The sequence below is a fragment of the Brevibacillus sp. FIR094 genome (assembly GCF_050477165.1).
In the GTDB taxonomy this organism is placed as follows: Bacteria; Bacillota; Bacilli; order Brevibacillales; family Brevibacillaceae; genus Brevibacillus.
In genome coordinates this window covers 81,626-102,341 of sequence record NZ_JBEAES010000013.1, presented here as the reverse complement: position 1 = coordinate 102,341, position 20,716 = coordinate 81,626, and the positions used below count along the sequence as shown (strand labels likewise).

15 protein-coding genes are annotated in these 20,716 nt (G+C 47.3%); 2 read left to right on the top strand and 13 right to left on the bottom strand.

Annotation, left to right across the window (positions count from 1 at the left end; genetic code table 11):
* Nucleotides 1-107 precede the first annotated feature (107 nt).
* The 10 genes from ACQ5DJ_RS13805 to ACQ5DJ_RS13760 all read right to left on the bottom strand — a co-directional run bounded on the left by ACQ5DJ_RS13805 (nucleotide 108) and on the right by ACQ5DJ_RS13760 (nucleotide 14,299).
* Complete coding sequence (locus tag ACQ5DJ_RS13805; RefSeq protein ID WP_429842974.1) at nucleotides 108-1,544, bottom strand: MDR family MFS transporter; 1,437 nt, start codon at nucleotides 1,542-1,544, stop codon at nucleotides 108-110.
* 155 nt (nucleotides 1,545-1,699) lie between these two features.
* Entirely contained in the window at nucleotides 1,700-2,329 is a 630-nt protein-coding gene (locus ACQ5DJ_RS13800; protein ID WP_429842973.1) for an NUDIX hydrolase, read from the bottom strand.
* A gap of 127 nt (nucleotides 2,330-2,456) precedes the next feature.
* The gene (locus ACQ5DJ_RS13795) at nucleotides 2,457-4,031 is read right to left on the bottom strand and encodes an ABC transporter substrate-binding protein (RefSeq protein WP_429842972.1); all 1,575 of its coding nucleotides are present in this window, start codon (nucleotides 4,029-4,031) and stop codon (nucleotides 2,457-2,459) included.
* Between the two features lie 556 nt (nucleotides 4,032-4,587).
* The gene (locus ACQ5DJ_RS13790; protein WP_429842971.1) at nucleotides 4,588-5,808 is read right to left on the bottom strand and encodes an amidohydrolase family protein; all 1,221 of its coding nucleotides are present in this window, start codon (nucleotides 5,806-5,808) and stop codon (nucleotides 4,588-4,590) included.
* 36 nt (nucleotides 5,809-5,844) lie between these two features.
* Nucleotides 5,845-7,416, bottom strand: a complete 1,572-nt coding sequence (locus tag ACQ5DJ_RS13785) for a glutathione ABC transporter substrate-binding protein (protein ID WP_429842970.1) — start codon at nucleotides 7,414-7,416, stop codon at nucleotides 5,845-5,847.
* 100 nt (nucleotides 7,417-7,516) lie between these two features.
* Nucleotides 7,517-9,103 (bottom strand): glutathione ABC transporter substrate-binding protein, encoded by a 1,587-nt coding sequence (locus tag ACQ5DJ_RS13780; RefSeq protein ID WP_429842969.1) that lies wholly within the window; start codon nucleotides 9,101-9,103, stop codon nucleotides 7,517-7,519.
* A 459-nt stretch (nucleotides 9,104-9,562) separates the two neighbouring features.
* Nucleotides 9,563-11,167 carry an ABC transporter substrate-binding protein gene (locus tag ACQ5DJ_RS13775; RefSeq protein ID WP_429842968.1) on the bottom strand — a complete coding sequence of 535 codons (1,605 nt, stop codon included), beginning with the start codon at nucleotides 11,165-11,167 and terminating at the stop codon, nucleotides 9,563-9,565.
* Nucleotides 11,168-11,688: 521 nt separating this feature from the next.
* Nucleotides 11,689-12,321: a sterol desaturase family protein gene (locus tag ACQ5DJ_RS13770; protein ID WP_429842967.1), complete on the bottom strand. Its 633-nt coding sequence runs from the start codon at nucleotides 12,319-12,321 to the stop codon at nucleotides 11,689-11,691.
* A 25-nt stretch (nucleotides 12,322-12,346) separates the two neighbouring features.
* The gene (locus tag ACQ5DJ_RS13765; protein WP_429842966.1) at nucleotides 12,347-13,063 is read right to left on the bottom strand and encodes a GntR family transcriptional regulator; all 717 of its coding nucleotides are present in this window, start codon (nucleotides 13,061-13,063) and stop codon (nucleotides 12,347-12,349) included.
* A 162-nt stretch (nucleotides 13,064-13,225) separates the two neighbouring features.
* Complete coding sequence (locus tag ACQ5DJ_RS13760; protein WP_429842965.1) at nucleotides 13,226-14,299, bottom strand: branched-chain amino acid aminotransferase; 1,074 nt, start codon at nucleotides 14,297-14,299, stop codon at nucleotides 13,226-13,228.
* 231 nt (nucleotides 14,300-14,530) lie between these two features.
* On the opposite strand from ACQ5DJ_RS13760, the gene ACQ5DJ_RS13755 reads away from it, so the two are divergent.
* Nucleotides 14,531-15,313: an SDR family oxidoreductase gene (locus tag ACQ5DJ_RS13755; protein WP_429842964.1), complete on the top strand. Its 783-nt coding sequence runs from the start codon at nucleotides 14,531-14,533 to the stop codon at nucleotides 15,311-15,313.
* Between the two features lie 58 nt (nucleotides 15,314-15,371).
* Here ACQ5DJ_RS13755 and ACQ5DJ_RS13750 read toward each other — a convergent pair whose 3' ends face one another.
* Nucleotides 15,372-16,841 carry an amidohydrolase family protein gene (locus ACQ5DJ_RS13750; protein ID WP_429842963.1) on the bottom strand — a complete coding sequence of 490 codons (1,470 nt, stop codon included), beginning with the start codon at nucleotides 16,839-16,841 and terminating at the stop codon, nucleotides 15,372-15,374.
* 283 nt (nucleotides 16,842-17,124) lie between these two features.
* Between ACQ5DJ_RS13750 and ACQ5DJ_RS13745 the strand changes: the two genes are divergently transcribed.
* The gene (locus ACQ5DJ_RS13745; RefSeq protein ID WP_429842962.1) at nucleotides 17,125-18,366 is read left to right on the top strand and encodes an amidohydrolase family protein; all 1,242 of its coding nucleotides are present in this window, start codon (nucleotides 17,125-17,127) and stop codon (nucleotides 18,364-18,366) included.
* A 54-nt stretch (nucleotides 18,367-18,420) separates the two neighbouring features.
* Here the strand turns inward: ACQ5DJ_RS13745 and ACQ5DJ_RS13740 are convergent, their stop codons facing one another.
* Entirely contained in the window at nucleotides 18,421-19,197 is a 777-nt protein-coding gene (locus ACQ5DJ_RS13740; RefSeq protein WP_429842961.1) for a TerC family protein, read from the bottom strand.
* A gap of 134 nt (nucleotides 19,198-19,331) precedes the next feature.
* Nucleotides 19,332-20,711 carry a PLP-dependent aminotransferase family protein gene (locus tag ACQ5DJ_RS13735; RefSeq protein ID WP_429842960.1) on the bottom strand — a complete coding sequence of 460 codons (1,380 nt, stop codon included), beginning with the start codon at nucleotides 20,709-20,711 and terminating at the stop codon, nucleotides 19,332-19,334.
* Nucleotides 20,712-20,716 lie beyond the last annotated feature (5 nt).

Here is a 20,716-nt window from a genome sequence, read left to right as displayed (position 1 = left end):
AAAATAGTATCGATGATTGTAGCAACTGGCAATATGTAGTTTGTATTTTTTGGAAAATGGTAACCAATTATTTGAAAAACGCCCGCACTCGGCGGACGTCTTTGAATTTAGTGTGTCTGTTTGACTCGGTTTCCTTTTGCGATCACAAGCGTCAGAACAAAGCTGGCTATCGCAAGCACTAAGGTGCCTGTGAAGACTACATGAACACCACTAGCCAACAAGTCTCGGATCTGTGCCAGCTGTGCCACTGGAATCGATCCATGTTCAAACGTGGCCCCTAAATTCGTATGACCACTTGCTACAGTCACCATGTTGAACAACATTCCGAATACAGCTGCCCCGAAGGTTTGGCTAAAAGTACCCGTGAACGTATTGAGGGCAACCGCTGTCCCCCTCTTGTCGACTGCAACGGATGATTGAATTTTCACCATGATGATCGGAGAAATGAGCCCCATTCCCAAACCAATTAAGCCTACAGCCACATAAATGAGGTATCCCACTGACTGAGCGGACAGAAAGCTTAACAATGTTGTCGCTACCGTCAGAACGGCTGTTCCTGCGACAAACAACTGTTCAGCTCGCAGCTTGCCTAACAAGTTCCCGGCAAGAATAGAGCCGATCGTCCAGCAAACCGGCATCGGTGTCAGGACAAAGCCAGCCATTGTCGCACTTTCTCCCAGGACTCCCTGGCTCCAGATCGGCAAGTAAACCACCATGCTGATGACAATTCCATTGGTCAAGAGTGTCAGCAAATTAATCATGGTCACGTTTCGATTGGTAAAAAGCGAAAGCGGAATCAGCGGCTCAGGCGATTTCTTCTCCACCGCTACAAACATTAGATAGGTTACTAAAGCAAATACGATCAAGGAAATCGTCACTGGACTAGTCCATGATTGATTCTGGCTACCTGTTAACAAGGCATACAACAAGGCGATGGTCCCGACCGAAAAAATAAGCGCACCCGGATAATCGATATGGCGCTTTTCTTTGACGGCAAGCTTTTCCTTGTACAAAAAGACGAGCATGAAAAACGATACGAGGCCAAAAGGCAAGTTAAGAAAAAAGATATAACGCCACGTCAGTGTATCGACCAAAAATCCTCCGACCAACGGACCTGCCACACCGGAAAGTCCCCATACAGCACTAATCCAGCCCTGCGCTTTTGCTCTGGCAGTCTGCTCGGTGTACAAATCTCCGATGATGGTCATCGTAATCGGCATGACTGAACCTGCACCCAAGCCTTGAATGGCACGGAAAACAATGAGCTGCCACATCGACGTCGCCACTCCACAGAGCGTGGAACCTAACAAAAAGATACCGATCCCGATTAACAATACGTTTTTTCGGCCAAATAAATCAGCCAGCTTGCCGTAAATGGGAGCAGATACGGCAGTGGCAAGCATGTAGATGGCGTATACCCAGCTCACCTGTTCAAAGCCTGCCAAATCACTCGTAATACGTGGTACGGCTGTACTCACAATCGTTCCTTCCATCGCAGCAAGGAATGTCGAGAGCATTAGGGCAATCATAATCTGTAGTCTCATCTCGATCTCCTCTCTCTATCTACGCATGATTGCGAGCAGTGAAAAAGCATTGTCTAGTATATCACATTAGAGAACGTATTTTCGCCAATCTTTCTTACCCAACGAAAAACCTCGTCTTGTCGATGACAAGCGAGGCATTGTTTTTCCGATCAGGGTTATCGATTAGCTGCGCGTAGCTTCACTGCCGCAAACACCTGCTGGTAATAATGCACTTCATGCGGTACGAAGTCAGCTTTGGTCGCGATCATCGCTGTATCTTTTTGTTCACCATTTTCCGTTAGCAAAAATCCATTCACCGTCATCTGCCCGATCTCGTCCGCAAACAACTGCTCTAGCTCTTGCAGACTGACCCAAAACAACCCTGTGACTTCTTCTTCCTGTACACGGTACGCATGTAAGGGTTGATCGCATTCATACAAAAAGGTATGGCACATTTCCTTATCAATGATGGAGGGTGCAACCGTTACATCACGAATCACGCCTAGCTTGTCCAATTCCTCAAAGCCCACGGACAAGCCCAGCTCCTCCTCCAATTCCCGCACGCCGTCACATGGCTGTTCCGAAGCGAGAAGATGACCGGCAGAGGTAATGTCGAGCAAGTTCGGACAAGTATCCTTTTGTGGATGTCTTTTTTGGAACAACAATTCGATCTGTTCATCTACTACGTGATAAATCCAGCAGTGAAAGGTTTGGTGCCACAGCCCCAAGCGGTGTACTTCGCTACGCGCTTCAACCCCGATGTGCTGTCCGGCTTCGTCAAATATGTCTAGCTGCTCTTCCTGCATGTTTTCCACCCCATGATTTGTCTCTTGCGCATTTCTTTTCCCCAAGTTACATTCCCGGTCCAGATCGTGAATTCCTCTCTATTAACGAAAGAAGGGACAGCGACAAACGCCATCCCTTCTATCACCATTAGTTGATCGATACTTCATCCAGCATCAAGTAGCCAACAGGGCTCAGCCAGAAGCCATTTACATTTTTTGATGTAACCGCCACATGGTCAATCGTGCGAATTGGAAGGATCGGTACTTCCTTCAGCTCGATTTCTTGCAGCTTTGCGTAAATTTCATTGCGTTTTTGCGCATCTTTTTCGCGACGTCCTTCTTCGATCAGCTTGTCTACCTCTGGGTTGTTGTAGAACGCCATGTTTCCTGCGCTGCCTTTCGAAGTGCTGTGGAAGACGTTGTACTGGTTGTAGTCGCCATCGCCTGTTGCATTGCCCCAGCCCCCGATGAACATCGCATGCTCACCATTGTCTGTATGCTCCAGATACGCACCGTATTCCATTACTTTGATCTCCAAATCAATGCCGATGCCTTTCAACTGTGACTGGATGACTTCTGCTACGTTCATGCGCTCTTTACGGTCATCTGTCACGATGGATGTCTTGAAGCCGTTCGGGTAACCTGCTTCTGCGAGCAGTGCTTTAGCTGCATTGACGTCATACGAGTAATCCTGGAGATTCGGGTTGAAGCCGATTACTTTTGGCGACATCGAGGAAACAGCTTGTGTTCCTACATTGTTGTATACCCCTTGTACAATAGCTTGCTTTTCGATAGCATGCGCGACAGCTTGACGTACGCGTACATCATCAAATGGCTTCTTCTGCACGTTAAAGCCGATATAATCCACACCCAAGCCTTCTGCACGCACCATGTTCATGCCAGGAGATGCCTGAGCACGCTCTACTTCCGTCACTGGAAGCTGGTCGCCGATGTGTGCTTCGCCTGCTTCGATCATCGCTACACGAGTCGTATCTTCCGGAACAACCTTGTACAATACTTCATCTACCTTTGGCTTTTCACCCCAGTAGGTATCATTCTTTGCGAGTTTCATATCTTGGCCCGGTGCCCACGATGAAAATTTGAAAGGTCCGGTTCCTACAGGCTTCTTCGCCAATGTATCGGAATGCTCTGCGATTGCTTTCGGGCTGATGATACTTCCTTCTGAGCTAGCCAAGATAGAGAGCAGCGGTGCAAAAGGATACTCCAGCACGAAATGTACAGTCTTGTCATCCACAATCTTGATTTCTTTGATCATGGAGAAGTTGGATGCACGCGGTGATGCAACCTTTGGATCGAGTACACGTTCGAACGTCTTTTTCACAGCGTCTGCTGTAAACGGTGTACCGTCGTGGAAAGTAACGCCCTCACGGAGCTTAAACTCCCATGTTAAGTCGTCGAGCTGTTTCCATTCAGTAGCAAGCGTAGGCTTGTACTCTCCGTTTTTATCACGCGACACCAAGCTCTCATACACTTTTCCATACACATAGTTTGCCGAAGGAATATTGGAGATGAAATGCGGGTCCAGATTGTTGGCGTCTGCCTTGCGAGCTACAATCAGGGTTCCCCCTTCTTTCGGAGCTTCTGCTGCAGTTGTATTCGTCGAACCGGATTGCTCCGAGCTCGCACCACCACATCCAGTCAGCGCAACACTAACCGTCAATGTCAGAGCCAACAAGGAACCGACCATGCGCGTTTTCTTCATTTGTGTCTACCCCCTGTAGAATACTGTCGAAAATTCTGAATGTATTTCTTATTTGCATTATACGGTAGATTTTTAACCGAACCTTTTAGCATCTTTACATCAATTTATAATATTTTTACTTTTATTTAATTTCGTACAGATGGAAAAGATATGACAATGATTGAAGGTTCTTCATGATTGTCCTTTTTTAGCATTCTAATGAATGGGGTTGATATAAAAATCATTTATGATTATCTAAGTAATCTTTTTGATTAGACTTCAAGTAATTGATCAAAGCAACGCCGGAAGAAGTGCATTTCCAGTCCAAGCGCCTCTGGAGCCCGCCCCAGCGTAGGAATGAATGGCGGGGAATTTCAGCTTCACTTATGAGATACTTCCTTGAAATTGTCTACGTTTGAAGCGCTCCCGCCATTCATTCCGAAGCGAGCAGTCAATCCCCCTTGCGGGGCGGAGGCCGAAGCGTAGACTGGAAATGCACTTCTTCTATCACTACGGCCACTTTTATAAACAAAAAATCCGACCTCCTTAAAGAAGATCGGATCACATTTCCTACTCTTTATTGTTTCTGCCAAACCATCTTGCCGGAGAAAACCACCGCTTCCTTCGGAGAGAGTCTAGCCACAGCCTCGGCGGCGCATTTGGCACGGACGAAAACCGCATTTGCCTCGTCTCCGACTTTCGGCCAAACCAGATTCCCAGCTTGGTCCAGTGGAGTCACGCCACCTGTAACGAATCCCAGTGCTCGCGATAGAGATCGCTCATCGATCCAACGGAACCGTTCAGCCAGTCGGTTTGCTTTTTGTAGCATATCTCCTGTTCCAAATGGGTCCCAGTGATCGGTGATGTTGTCATTGCCCAATCCAACATGGACGCCGTTAGCGTGAAGCAATGGAATCGGGATGGTCGGCATATCAATGGGCACAGCTGACATGACAGCTATTCGCTGCTCTGCAAAAAGCTCCGCGACCTCTTCTGCCACAGTAGTCGGAACCTCTCCTAGCCCGTAAGCATGACTGACAGTGACTCGACCTTGCCACCCAGCATCCTTCGTCATAGCAGCCAGTTTTTTCATAATATAAACACCCAAATGTCCAGGCTCGTGTAAGTGCAGATCAACATCCGCATTCGCTTCTACCGCTATATCCATCATCGTATCAAGAGATTTCTCGATATCATCGTCGAACGTGGCAGGATCGACACCACCAACGAGGCCAGCTCCATGCTTCATCGCCTCACGAACGAGGGAAACAGAATCACTACGCAGCAAACCGTGTTGGGGAAACGCGACAATTTCCCAGGAAAGTTTTTCACGATAAGTGGTTAATGCTTCCAAAGTGGCTTCCAGGTTTTTCAGCCCAATGACCGGGTCAATGTTGCAATGGGTTCGCACGTGAGTAGCACCGTGCGATTGCACTAGCTCCAGCAGCTTTTCTGCACGCTCACGGGCGACGGGAAGCTGGCGAGGCAGCAATTCCTGCTCTTGTTCGATTCGAAAAAAACGATTGGGAGCCGGAAGAACAGCTTGCCATGGACCTCCATAAAATGTTTTGTCCAAATGAATGTGCATTTCCCGGAAAGAAGGAAGCATCAATAGGCCTTGTGCATCCCACACAGATACCCCATTGGGTATATCCAACGAAGCAGGTACGATTTTCTCCACGCGACCGTCCGTGAGCAAGACGTGAAAACGCTCCGTCTTTGTTCCCGTCACGATGCCATTCGCCTCAGTATAACCACATTCCAGACTCGCATTTTTAATCCACAAGCTTTCTTTCATGCTCCGTCTCCATCCTTTTCTATCTAAATGTTTGCGTTATTCAATCGTAATGCCGTTGATCATCATGTACCCAGAAGGGCTGATCCAGAAGCCTTTGATGTTTTTGCTGATTGCAGCGACATGCTCAAGATTGCGGATTGGGACGATTGGTGCTTCTTGCTTTTCAATCCCCAGCGCCTTTGCATAGATTTGCTTGCGCTTTTCCGTATCCTGTTCGCGGCGCCCTTCTTCGATCAGCTTGTCCACTTCTTTATTCACGTAGAACGTTGTATTTCCGCCTTTACCCAAGGAACTGGAGTGGAACAGATTGTACTGGTTGTAGTCAGCGTCGCCAGTGGCATTGCCCCAGCCGCTGATGAACAGCTCTGTTTCACCGTTGTCTTCTGCATCTAAATAAGCTCCATACTCAAGCACTTTTACCTCTACTTCGATGCCGATCCCCTTTAACTGAGACTGGATCACTTCCGCAGCATTAATCCGCTCCTTGCGATCGCCTGTCCACAAGGTTGTCTTGAAGCCGTCCGGATAGCCTGCTTCTTTCAACAGGGCCTTCGCCTTGTTCGGATCAAACTCGTATCCTTTTAACGCCTCATCATATCCAAGAACCTTCGGACTCATTGCGGAATTCGCTTTGGTTCCGACATCGTTGTACACACCTTTGATGATCGCATCGGTCTCAATCGCATAGTTGATCGCCTGGCGAACACGGGCGTCGTCAAACGGCTTTTTCTTGGTATTGAACCCGATGAAATCTGTCCCCAAGCCCTCAGTCCGGTACAAGCTCATATGAGGGGAGTTACTGACGCGGTCAATTTCTGTCACTGGCAATGGTTCAGCGATATGCGCCTCTCCCGTCTCTACCATGGCTACGCGTGTCGTGTCCTCTGGTACGACTTTGAAGACGGCCTTCTTGAATTTTACCTTTTCTCCCCAGTAGTTGTCATTTTTCACGAGTACGATCTCTTGGCCAGGTGTCCACGATTCGAATACGAACGGCCCTGTACCGACGGGATGTTTGCTCAGCTCCTTGCCGTATTGCTCAATTGCTTTTGGACTAATGATACTGCCTTCGTGGTTGGCGAGGATCGACAGCAATGGGGAATACGGGTAGGCTAGCTTGAAATGTACGGTGTAATCATCCACTACCTTGACTTCCGATACCATCTTGAACTGAGACGCACGTGGAGAGGCCACCTTTTCATCGAGGACGCGTGCGAATGTTGCTTTCACCGCATCGGCGTTAAACGGCGTACCATCGTGGAAATTGACTCCCTGACGCAGCTTGAACTCCCAGGTGACATCGTCCAACTGCTTCCATTCCGTGGCTAGCATCGGTTTGAATGCCATGTTATCATCCCGCTGGACGAGGCCTTCGTACACTTTGTGATGGACTACACTCGCTGCATTGATCGCTGAAATAAAGTGCGGGTCTAGATTGTTTGCGTCTGACTGCCGTGCAATCACCAGCGTCTGATCTGTTGCCGGAGCTTCCTTCGCAGTCGGAGTCCCTGCCGCACCCTGCTCTGTACCCGATGAACAGCCTGTAAGCACAAGGCCAACGCCCAGGATACCTGCCAGCATTGATCCTAGCATCTTCTGTTTTTTCATAGACTCGCCCCCATTTACTTCTTCTTTGTATAGTCAATCAGCATAGCTCGTTCCCAATGGGCGAAGCTATGCTGATCATGAAGCATTTTTCCGCTGAAAATTATGGCAATGTTACATCATCGATCTCAATGTGTCCTGCTGGGCTGATCCAAACCCCTTCTACACCTTTTTGAATCGCTGCGAGGTTTTCTGAGAATCGGTACGGTACCATTGCTGCTTCGTCCATTTCGATTTGCTGTGCTTTTTCGTAGATTTGCTTCCGTTTTTCTTCGTCTTTCTCTTTGCGGCCCTCATCGATCAGCTTGTCCACTTCCGGATTGCTGTAGAAAGCATGGTTGCCAGCTGCCCCTTGCGACTTCGTGTGGAACAGATTGTATTGGTTGTAGTCTGCATCGCCTGTCGCGTTGCCCCAACCACTGAGGAACAATTCTGTTTCTCCTTTGTTGGCTGCTTCAATATAAGCACCGAACTCTAGCACTTTCACTTCCAAATCGATATTGATTTGTTTCAGCTGTTGCTGCAGCACTTCTGCCAAGCTAATCCGTGCCTTGTTATCATTTAAGTAAATCGTTGCTTTGAAACCGTTCGCGTATCCAGCTTCCGCCAACAGCTTTTTGGACTTTTCCAGATCGTAAGGCAAGTCTTTTACATTCGGGCTGTAACCAACCATGGACGGGGTAATGGAAGAATGAGCAACAGTCCCGACATCGTTGTAGACCCCTTGAATGATAGTTTTCTTATCGATCGCATGTGCAATCGCTTGACGAACACGCACATCATCGAATGGCTTCTTCGAGTTGTTAATCCCGATATGATCGCTAGCGAATGCAGGGTAACGACCAAGTGCCATACTTGGAGAATTTTTCACCCGATCGACTTCTGTCACTGGCAATTGCTCAGCTATATGCGCTTCTCCTGTCTCGACCATCGCGAGTCTGGTCGTATCCTCAGGAACGGTCTTGAAGACGACTTTGTCTAGATTCGGTTTGTCGCCCCAATAGCTATCGTTTTTCACTAGGACGACTTCTTGACCAGGTGTCCATGATTCGAATTTGTAAGGCCCTGTTCCCGTTGGATGCTTGGTCAAGTCTTTCCCATATTGTTCAATTGCTTTTGGTGACAAAATTCCGCCTTCTGCACTTGCGAGAACGGACAGGAGTGGTGCGTATGGATAGTGCAGGATGAATTGAACCGTCGTATCATCCACGACCTTTACTTCTTTGATGGCTTCAAACAAATTGGCGCGGTTAGAGCCTACTGCGGGGTCTTGGACGCGAGCAATCGTCTTTTTCACAGCATCCGCATTGAATGGCGTGCCATCGTGGAACGTCACACCGGAGCGAAGCTTGAATTCCCATGTCACATCATCGAGCTGCTTCCATTCAGAAGCGAGTGAGCCTACATATTTGCTTTCTTTGTCCATCCGAACAAGACCCTCGTATACCTTGTGATGAATGATGGCAGCAGAATTGATTTGCGTTAGAAAATGCGGGTCAAGGTTGTTCGCATCAGACAAACGGGCGATGACGAGTGTCCCGCCTTCTTTGCCGGCTGGTGCAGAAGCATTGGTTTGCCCTGAAGAATTGGTACTCCCTCCTGCTTCAGGTGCTTGTGAGCAGCCTGCCAACGCTGTAGAAACCGCAACGGTCATGGCAAGCAGCGTCTGGAAAAAGCGCGTCTTTTTCATGTAGTTATCCCCCTGTTTTGTGAAAAACGTCTCGACGTTTTTCATAAATGTTGATGTGACCGCTTGCGGTCAAAAAAAACGGTCGTGACCGTTTTTTGCGCCAGATGTACTTGAATATTTTGACCATTCGCGCATATTTCATTTTACCCACTATTCTGGCATTGTATTTTCACTCTCTTTACTTGTATTTTCACTTTCTTTACTCTTTTTTTCACTTTTTCTACTTTTATGCGAACAGTACATGTTCAAAAAGTCGACTTTTCAGCTTCGAGAAAGTGACGAGAACCTGAAGAAGGAGGCGCGGAGTGTAGCGAACCTGCATAAGCACCGGACTTCGAAGGTGAACGCCACTTTCGATGTCGAATCAGCTTCCAGCAGTACTTCGTGATCAAAAGTCGCTTTTTTGAACAACCACTAAAAAGACCCTCTCCATTTGTTGGAGAAGGTCTCAAGCTCCTGCTATTGAATCGTCACTTGGCTCACGTCAATGTACCCAGACGGACTGATATACACTCCCTGCACATTTTTCGCAATGGCTGCAAGGTTTTCACTGCTGCGGAATGGCAGCAACGGTACCTCCTCCATCTCGATTTGTTGCGCTTCTGCGTAGATTTCCTTGCGCTTCGCTGGATCTTTTTCCTTACGACCCGCTTCAATCAGCGCATCTACTTTCGGATTATTATAGAAGGAATGGTTGCCTGGCACACCTGCTGACGTACTGTGGAAGAGGTTGTACTGGTTGTAATCTGCATCCCCGGTCGCATTGCCCCAGCCACTGATGAACATTTGCGCTTCACCTTTTGCCGCCAATTCCAGATACGCGCCGAACTCCATCACTTGAATCTGCAAGTCGATGCCGATTCCCTTCAGCTGGGATTGCAGCACTTCTGCCACATTGATCCGTGCCTTGTTGTCATTTAGATAGATGGTTGCCTTGAATCCGTTGGCGTAGCCTGCTTCGGTGAGCAATTGCTTCGCTTTGTTCAAATCGTATTCCGGCGTTTTAATATTCGGGCTGTAGCCGATGACTTTTGGTCCTAATGACGAGATGGCTACTTTTCCGACATTGTTGTAAACCCCTTTAATAATCGCTTCCTTATCGATCGCATGGGCGATGGCCTGACGTACGCGAACATCGTCAAAAGGCTTCTGCTTGACGTTCATCCCGATGTGGTCAACTGCGAATGATTCGAACCGACCTAAAGACATGCTCTGCGAGTTCTGTACCCTTTCCAGTTCAGTGACCGGTAGCTGTTCTGCGACATGAGCTTCACCTGTCTCCACCATGGCTACACGTGTCGCATCCTCAGGAATGGTCTTGAAAACGACTTTTTCCAGCTTCGGTTGGTTGCCCCAATACTTCTCGTTTTTCACCATGACGATTTCTTGTCCAGGCGTCCATGATTCAAAGATGAACGGCCCCGTCCCTACTGATTTCTTGGACAGTTCTTTCCCAAATTCCTTCATCGCCTTCGGACTGATGATGCCACCCTCGGCACTCGCTAGTACGGACAAGAGCCCTGCGAACGGATAATGTAAAATAATATCTACCTTCAGTGGGTCAATGACCTTCACTTCTTTAATCATGCCAAACATGTTTGCTTTTGGAGTCGGATTGTCTTTGTCCAAAATACGGTCGATTGTCTTTTTCACAGCTTCTGCATTGAAGGGTTCCCCGTCGTGAAAGGTAACACCGTCACGCAGTGTAAATTCCCAGGTCACATCGTCTTTTTGTTTCCATTCCTTTGCCAAAAGAGGTTTGTACTCACTATTCCGATCCAGCATGACCAGACCTTCATAGAGCTTGTGCTGCGTCACTGCCATGGAATTAATCTGGGTACTGAAATGCGGGTCTAGATTATTCGCATCGGACAAGCGCGCAATAATCAAGGTACCGCCTCCACCCGCTGCGGCCGATGAAGACGCGGGGCTAGTCGAAGCTTGGTTGGAGTTGGACGCGGAATTCGTCCCACTGGATGTCTGACTGCCACCACAGCCTGCCAAAACTGTGGAAAGCAAGACAGACAGGGCAAGAATAGATCCTAGCATGTGCTTCTTCTTCACTGTGAATGCCCCCTTATTCTGGATGATAGAATGAAAAGAATATGACATGATTAAATATTACTAATTTTCTTACTATTAATCTTTTCATTATCTTTACCTTTCTTTTCACTTTCTTTACCATGTCGTTTTTGAATGTTCAAAATAACTCTATTGGAGCTAGCTACATAGTGGAGGAGAAGAAAAGCACAGTTCTCTTCGACTCTGACATGCCAGCATGGGGGATTGGCTGTCCGTCTCCACTTCAAAAAGGGGACCGTCGAGCCAAAGCCACCCTACGGGCGGAAGTTTCTCAAGGAAGAAGTGTTCGACAAGCTTGGTCCCCTTTTTGAAGTTCCGACTGGGGAGGCTTTGTCAAGGTCTGCGAGCCCTGTGCTTTTTCTTCTCACCAGCTTTGGTGGTTTAACGATACCTTCTAGAACTTAGGAAGAAAAAACCCATCCCTCAAAAAAAGGGATGGGCGTGCATAAGATATTGGAATGTGCTCTTTTATACGAATACAAATAATGGCGACGAAAGACTATTTACAGTTCAACATCTTTGTCCCACCGTCTTTCCAGATCCCTCACCGTTGAACTTTTCTCAACATCTTGTTCATTCTTGTACGTTCCCAGCATGACGTCAAAAACAGGGCTGGTAACACCGTACCAATAATGTTCATTTTTGAAGTGATGCCATAGATGGAGCTTTTTCATCCAGCGCCCCCATGGAGATATGGGTTGAACCGGTCGATGGGCGATATAATGTGTCCATTCATAAAATAGCAGAAATCCTATCACGCCCGTAACAAAGGCATTGGTCACAATCACGTCGGAAGTAAGCAGATAACAAATGGCTCCGGTTCCTGCAATGAGCGGCAAGCTGTACCACACGGGCAAGAACAACAGGTGCAAGTTGTTCGGTTCGGCGTGATGATCGTAATGTAAACGCTTTAACAAATGGAGAAAAAATGGATTTCGAGGCGGTTTGAGGTGAAAGAGAAATCGATGAATCAAGTATTCGCTAGCCGCATATCCAATCATCCCCGCTACGAGCGCCACCCATGTTTCCAACAAGTACCATTCAGAAATAGTGAAAGACAAGCCAATCAGGAATAGAATGCTCATGATGAGGATATCTGGAAACGTAAAGAATTCTTTCAGAAACTTTGCCTTCAACAGAACGCCCTCCTCTTATGTTCCTTCACTTGTCTTGTTCCAACACGGTTCGGTTTCTCCACAGCTCCAAACTTTTTTCCATTGCCTTTCTAGCTACACGCTCTGCTTCGATGAAATCTCCCTGTAAAGCGACGTTCAACAGTTCATGGTAATAGTGCCAAGATGCCTCGCGGTGTTCCGGGATGGAAAAATACCTCCGCGCCATTTTTAGATAAAAGGAATCAAAACTGTTTACAATCAGTAAATAGATAGGATTTGGGGAAAGCCTCGTCAGGTTTTTCTGCAGTTCCCAGTCAAACGCTGCATAAGAATCAGCATCAGGTTTCAGTTGATCGAGATCGGCGAGCAATGCGACTACCTTCGGCTGATGAGCGGCTACCGCGTTACGAATGTAAGCAGGCGACAACGATATCCGCAGTTCTAGCAAGTACGAAATAAACTCATCCGTAACATCGTCGTGGTTTTGAATGATATGGACAAGGGTCATTAGATTGCCTTGATGCCAATAATCGTTGACAATTGCCGGATGTCCTTTCCGTACAGTGATCCAGCCATCTCTTTCCAAGCGTTGCAGTGCTTCTCTAACGGTTGGCCGACCTACCCCGTAGTACTCTGCCAACTCCCGTTCCGGCCGCAGCGTACTTCCTGTAGGATACTCTCGGGTCAAAATTGCCTTGATCAACTTCTTCTCAATTTGATCCGACGACCGTTCTTTCTTTCCCCCTTTTTTCTCCAATGTCATTGTCACCTCCCTATGCCCATGGTCCTACAACAAATTTTCGTGGTATTACCACAAACGGTAATATTTTACACAACTCTTGTCAAGAGGTGACCTACACGATCAAAAAAGGCATAGCCCTCTTCCGAAAAAGAGAAGGCTATGCCTCTTGTGTTACTGACGTGATTATTCTGTCACTTCTACCGACCAGCCAAACTTGTCTTCACGCTCACCGTACTGGATTCCTGTCATCCCGTCATACAGTCTCGTTGTCAATTCCCCTGTTTTTTCACCGTTAATGATCATCTGATGTCCGTTCCAGTTCAGATCACCCACTGGGGAAATAACAGCCGCTGTTCCGGTACCGAACGCTTCTTCCAGCTCACCGTTGACGTAAGCGGTATGCAGGTCTTCCATGGAAATCCGCTTCTCTACGACTGGAATTCCCCAGTCCTTGAGCAATTGGATGGTCGAATCTCTCGTGATACCCTCCAGGATACTTCCGTTCAATGATGGGGTCCACACTTCCCCTTTTACCTTGAAGAACACGTTCATACTGCCTACTTCTTCAATATATTTATTCTCTACACCATCGAGCCACAGCACTTGCTCATAGCCTTTTTCTTTTGCTTCTACTTGTGCTTTCAGACCACCTGCGTAGTTACCTGCCACTTTTGCGTTTCCTGTTCCGCCTCTTACCGCACGAACGTAGTTGTTTTCTACGTAAATTTTCACAGGCTTCATGCCACCTGCATAGTACGCTCCAACTGGAGAGAGCACGATTACCAATTTGTACGTATGCGAAGCGCGCACACCAAAGCATGGCTCTGTCGCAATTACGAAGGGACGAATGTAGAGAGACTGTCCGCTTTCTGTTGGAATCCATTCTTTATCTACCGCCACCAGCTGCTTCAATGCCTCGACCATGAATTCCTCGTCGATCAACGGCATGCTCATACGCTCCAGTGAACGGTTCATACGCTTGAAATTTTGATCAGGACGGAACAAGCGAACCTTGCCCTCTTGATTGCGATAAGCTTTCAAGCCCTCAAATACAGCTTGCCCGTAATGGAACACCATGGCTGCCGGGTCCAATGTCAGCGGAGAGTAAGGGACGATTTGTGGATCATGCCATCCTTTACCTTCTGTATAATCCAAGGTGAACATATGGTCGGTAAAATGAACTCCGAACCCCAGCTTGTCAGAAGCTGGTTTCTCTTTTTTTTGTTCTGTCCGGGTAATTGTTAACTGACACTCCATCTTCTACATCTCCCTTAGTATTAAATCCACTATTTGAACAACTTCCTATATATACAAAATAGCAACAATTTTGCATGATTTCCAGCGTAACTTTCTCCTTCCCCTACAATTTATGGTTATTTAGCGAAAACTTCGCAAAATTTTCGTGATCGATTTTTTTCTTCGTAGGCAGGATGAAAGGAACAAGTATCCCGAAAAGAATGGATAGGGACAGAATGAGGAGGGATATGTATGACCACACACCTTCGCTTGCACGGAAAAATTGCCATCGTAACAGGAGCCAGCCGCCTTCAAGGGATTGGGGCTGCTATCTGTAAAATGCTGGCCTCACACGGCGCCGATATTTTCCATACGTATTGGACCGCCTATGACCAATCCATGGCGCATGGGATTCAAAAGGATGAACCCGCAATCTTGCAGGAAGAGATTAAACGCTACGGAGTCAGATGTGCCGGAATCGAGATTGACCTGTCACAGCCTGATGCCTACAAGAAGGTGCTCGACGCAGCTACAGTACAACTGGGTGCACCGAGCATCCTCGTTAACAACGCTTGCTACTCGACAAATGACGGCTACGAGGCACTGGATATAGCCAGTTTGGACGCACATTATGCCATCAATGTGCGGGCAACCACCATGCTCAGTGTGGAATTTGCACGTCGCTTCTCTCAACAACGCGGAGGCCGAATCATCAACATGACATCTGGTCAATCCAAAGGTGCGATGGTCGGCGAGATCGCGTATGCCGCAGCAAAAGGAGCCGTGGAGGCCCTGACGACGACACTCGCTGCCGAAGTAGCTACGCGAGGGATTACGGTCAACGCTGTAAATCCTGGGCCCACAGACACAGGCTGGATGAACGAAGAAATCAAGCAAACCGTTTTGCAGCGATTTCCTTTTGGACGGATTGGACAGCCCGAGGATGCAGCGCGTCTTGTCGCTTTTCTGGCAAGTGACGAAGCAGAGTGGATTACCGGACAAATTATGCATTCCGAAGGCGGGTTCATCCGGTAAGTGAAAAAAGCACAATCCGCCGTTTCTAGCAGATTGTGCTTCTTCTTATTTGTTCAGGCTATGGTTTGCTCACGATTGGGAAAGAAGGCTTGAACAGCTCTTTTTCGCCTAGCTGTTGATAGTCGCGCTCGACGTAGCCCAGACGCATTTTGTCAAAGTAACGCTGTCCCTTTGCTTTGATCTCTTCCAGATCAACTCCTGGCATGAGGCGGTCTTTCATTACGGTGCGTCCAGCGATGATGGAGAGCTTCACATCACGACCTGAGCCACACGTAATAATCGTACGGATTGGATCATCAACCGCACCCATGTGGAAACCATCCAGATCGATGGCAATTATATCTGCTTTAGCCCCCGGTGCCAATCGGCCCAAATCATCTCTGTCGAGGAAACGTGCGCCACCCAATGTCGCTGCACGGTAAATATCCGCGTAGCTGGAATCTGCGACATCACCTTCTACCAAACGGGACAGCATGCTGGCTGTGCGAATGTTTTGGATGAAGTCAGGCGGGAACGTATCGGTTCCAATCGCGATGTTGACGCCACGACGCTTGTAACGGGCAAACGATTCGAGAGCCTCGCCGTGGCGGCCGACTACAAGCGGGCAGTGAATCACGGTCGTACCTGTCTCTTGCAGGATCGCCAAATCGTCTCCCTCTCCGAATTTCGCTTTACTAAAGCCTGGAATGAAATGTGCGTGCGGAATTGCCGTTTTCTTTCCGAGGAAGCCGATCTCATTCAGGAACTGAATCGGTGATTTGTTGTGACGACGATGGATTTCCGTATATTCATAGAGACCTTGTGCAGCATGCAGACGGATAGGACATCCGAGCTCCTCGCTGTAGCGCTTTGTGTTAATCAAGTTCTCTACAGACTGTGACTCGATCCGCTCTGGCGCCAGCATTCCACGGATGAGTCCGTTGTGAGCTCCATCGAAATCTTTAACAAATTGGACAGCTCGCTCCAGACCTGCTTGTCCTTCTGCTTCGTTCCACAGTACTTCGATCTCTCCATTTGCCTTCACGACACGCATACCGGATTGATAGCTCGGTCCCATGTACATGCGCAATCCCAAGCGTCCTGCATGATCGGCTGCGGCTGCCAGCTCCTCATACGTTTCCGCCCAGCGCTTGTAGAAGACGGATGTAATCGGCATCGCGGTCGTTACCCCGTTTAAAATCAGTTGACTGTAGGCGTAAAGGGATTTGAACGCCTCTTCCTCAGGGGTCATTACCTCATGGTAGCCTTGGCGGTAGTAGTCTTCCGACCAAAGCATGTTTTTACTTCTAGCAGAAGCTTGCTCCAGATGTACGATGTCGTGATCAATATCACCCAACGCATTCAGGTCAATGAAGCCCGGACTGACGACTGCATTGCCAGCATCGATCACTTCATCTACCTCGCCATCAAAATGGTGCCCCACATACACAATGGTGTCATTCTCGTAAACGACTTCCCCATCTTTGATAATCACATGATCTTCGCCGTCAAAACCGATGACATATTTTGCGGTTATTTTCTTTTTCATGATGATCCTCCCTACTCTTTCTCATTCCGGCCTCTCCACTCCATGGTATCCCTCGTTATTATAGGAAATATTCTGTAAAATTTGTTTCAAAACTTTTACATGTATTTGCACAATCTTTACTCCTTTTCGAAAACAGGCAAGATTCCAAGCAATACGTAAAGATCATGCAAAAACTAGTAAAAAAGATGAACAACCTCGTTCGAAATATTCACTACAATTAACATAGACAGCTAGACTGGACTCTCATTCACTACTTACCATATAGAGAAAGGGCTGATTTCTAGTGATGCAAGCTTTTTGGTTAACCAACGTTCGTCTCGATAAAGGATTTGAAACAGGAGACGACGGCGTCTTTCACACAATTTCAGAAATCTGTCATTTGAAGATCGAAGATGGCAAAATCGCAGAGATCGTATCGGCGAACGAACCACTCGACACCACTTTACCGCAAGAAGATGCAAAAGGTTTATTGGCCCTCCCCTCTTTTGTCGAGAAGCATAACCATCTAGATAAAACGTATGCGGGCGCAACCTGGAAATCTTGCCTCCCTCCGAAAAAATTGATCGATCGCTTGGAATTCGAAGCAAAAGAAATGCCGCTGATGACTGGGACGACCAAAGAGCGCGCACAAGCAATGCTCCAGTGGCATATCAAAGGCGGTGCCACACATGTGCGCACACACGTCAACATCGATCCATACATCGGCCTGAAAAACCTGGAGGGTGTGCGTGCAGCCCTAGAAGAGTACAGTGATCGTCTGACGTATGAAATCGTCGCTTTCCCGCAGCAGGGGCTCCTGCGCACACAAGCAAGCTCCTTAATGAGACAAGCGATGAAGGAAGGAGCTACACTGGTTGGGGGCTTGGACCCAGCTGGGATTGATAATGAGTTGGAAGGCTCCTTGCGTGAAATGATGGACATTGCGGTAGAAGCAGATGCGGATGTCGATATTCACCTGCATGATCCGGGGACACTCGGCTTTTATACGATTAAAAGACTGCTCGATCTGACCGAGGAAGCGGGCTGGCAGAACCGTATGGCGATCAGTCATGCCTTTGCGCTCGGAGATGTGTCGATGGAGGAAAGCTCAGACATGGCAGACCGATTGTCCAAGCTGGGAACGATGATCATGACGACAGTTCCGATTAATCGTGCCATGCCACCTGTTCCGATGCTTCATGCCAAAGGCGTCCATGTCGCACTCGGTTACGATGGATTCTACGATTCGTGGTCGCCATATGGTACAGGTGATATGCTGGATAAGCTAAACCGTCTGGTCGAGCGCTACCGTTGGGTCGATGAGAAATCATTGGTGCAATCGTTGTACTTCATCACTGGAGGAAAAACAACGCTCGATAAAGATGGCAACCGTGCATGGCCAATGGTTGGCGACGAGGCGAGCATCGTGTTTGCAGAAAGCTCCTGCTCTGCGGAAACGATTGCGAGAAAATCTCGTCGGGCTGCTGTTATGTTTAAAGGGAACATTGTGCATGGTGCTTTGGAGAGAATGGAAGCGGGCAGATAATAGATGGAAAGGCTTCGCCGATTTGGGCGAAGCCTCTTTATGTTTTATCGGATATTAAGTTGCAGGATGATTGGTGGAAGATTCCTTATCTTTAGATAAGAACCAACCCAGTACAGCGATTAAGAGAAGAACGGTCCAGAAGGTTGCCTTCCACGCTACCGACTTTGGAAAATCAGCTGCCAAATATCCTAGCTCAGGATGCGACAGTGTGTATACGGCCAACTTGACGCCAACCCAGCCGACGATCAAAAATGCGGCTGTCTCTATTCCAGGTTTGCGTTGCAGCAACCCGACAAAGTAAGAGGCGGCAAATCGCATAATGACTAAACCGATGATCCCACCTGCGAGAATGACACCAAACTGCCCGCCATCCAATCCACCTACATTTGGCAAAGACGTTTCCGGAAGTGTCACAGCGAAGGCAACAGCAGCGAGGATAGCGTCGACTGCAAAAGCAAGGTCCGCTAATTCTACTTTCAGTACTGTCATCCACAATCCAGAGCCTTTCTTCTCAGTGGCAGCCTCCTGATTGTAATCTTTGCGCCATATAAATTTCTTCACGATATGGTGTATGGCTATAAACAGGAGGTAAGCCGCCCCGATTGCCTGGACTTGCCATACGTCCACGAGGTAAGAAATGATAAACAGCGAACCGAAACGAAACAGGAAGGCTCCGGCAAGCCCATAAAATAGAGCTTTCTTTCTCTCTTTCTCTGGCAGATGCTTCACCATAATTGCGATCACCAAAGCATTGTCTGCCGCCAAGATCCCTTCTAGGCCAATCAGGACAAGTAGCACCCATCCATACTCCAATATCATAGCCCAATCCATTCCAGTCCCCCCTTATGTAAGTCCTATCCCTCACTGTGGTAAATCCATCCTTCCTCTTTTTCTAGTATACGATATTATCGCCTATTATAAGTATATAAACATATGTTTATGTAAATGGAATGGTGTGATGAATTTTAAAACCAAGCCTTTTTTAAAAGCTTCACACCACGTTGGATTTCATCACTTGATAAATTACTGAAACCAAGTTTAATTATGGGTTCATCGGTTTTGTTCTTAATGAAGAAGAGTGAAGTAGGATAGACTTTCACTCCCTGAATGGCCGCTTGTTGAATGAGCCACTCTTCTGAACGCTCCACGTGTACTTTGACTAATAAGTACAAACCAGACTGCTCGCCAATGATAGAAATATGTTGTTTGAGATGCTTCCTTAATTCACAAACGAAGTGCTGCATTTTTCGTTTATAAACAAGGCGCATGCGTTTAATATGGCGATTCCATTCCCCTTCCTCCATAAATTTCGCCATTGCGAATTGGCTAAGTAATGAAGTGGTACTCTCGAAATGTGCGAATTGATTTTTATAAAGGTTGATAAGCGGCTGTGGCAACACCATATAACTTAAACGAATTCCTGGCAGAAAGCACTTTGAGAAATTTCCGAGATAAATAACCCTCGTTGAATCGATGGAAGCGAGAGCCGGAAATGGTTGCTGGGTATAGCGATATTCACTATCATAATCGTCTTCGATAACATATCCTTGCCTATTTTTTGCCCAATGGATGAGGGTATGCCTCTGTTGAATGGGCATGCTTACCCCATATGGACTGTGATGGGACGGCGCCACGTAAATCAATCGTGATTTCATTCGTTCCAAGTGTGAAAAATCAGCACCTGTCTCATAAACGGGTACTGTTTCCAGTGTAAAACTATTTAATTGAAAAGCTTCCCTAGCGCCATCATAACCAGGATCCTCCACAATCACGCTAGAAAAATCATGTTTCAGGACAAGACCGAGATAGACGAGCATTTGTTGGGTACTACTTCCGATAATGATTGCATCTGGTTCTGTTTTCACTCCACGAGACTGGAGTAAATATGCTGCGATTTGCTCACGTAAGCTCCATTCACCAAAAGGTTCCCCGTACCGAAAGCTGTCCTTTGCCGTTAATACTTGATTCGAAATCCTCCGCCACGTTTTTAAAGGGAAATGCGATTGATCGACGACGTCTGCGCGAAAATCTATACGAACAGGTGATACCTGCTCTGTTTGCTTGTGAGTAGAAGAACTGCGAGCTTCTTGAAATAAAACAGGCTCTAACTCATTTACAAAATAACCTTTTCGGCCCTCTCCACGAATATATCCTTCAGCAACAAGTTGTTCATACGCCATTAATGTTGTATTACGGCTTACCTGTAAGGATTCTGCAAGTTGACGAATGGAGGGCAATGGCTCATCCGCCTTTATATCGCCTTGTTCAATAAATGATTTAAATTTCTCATAGATTTGTTTGTATTTAGGAGAATGATCTTTGAATGTAAAAATGGTATTTTTCATTAACA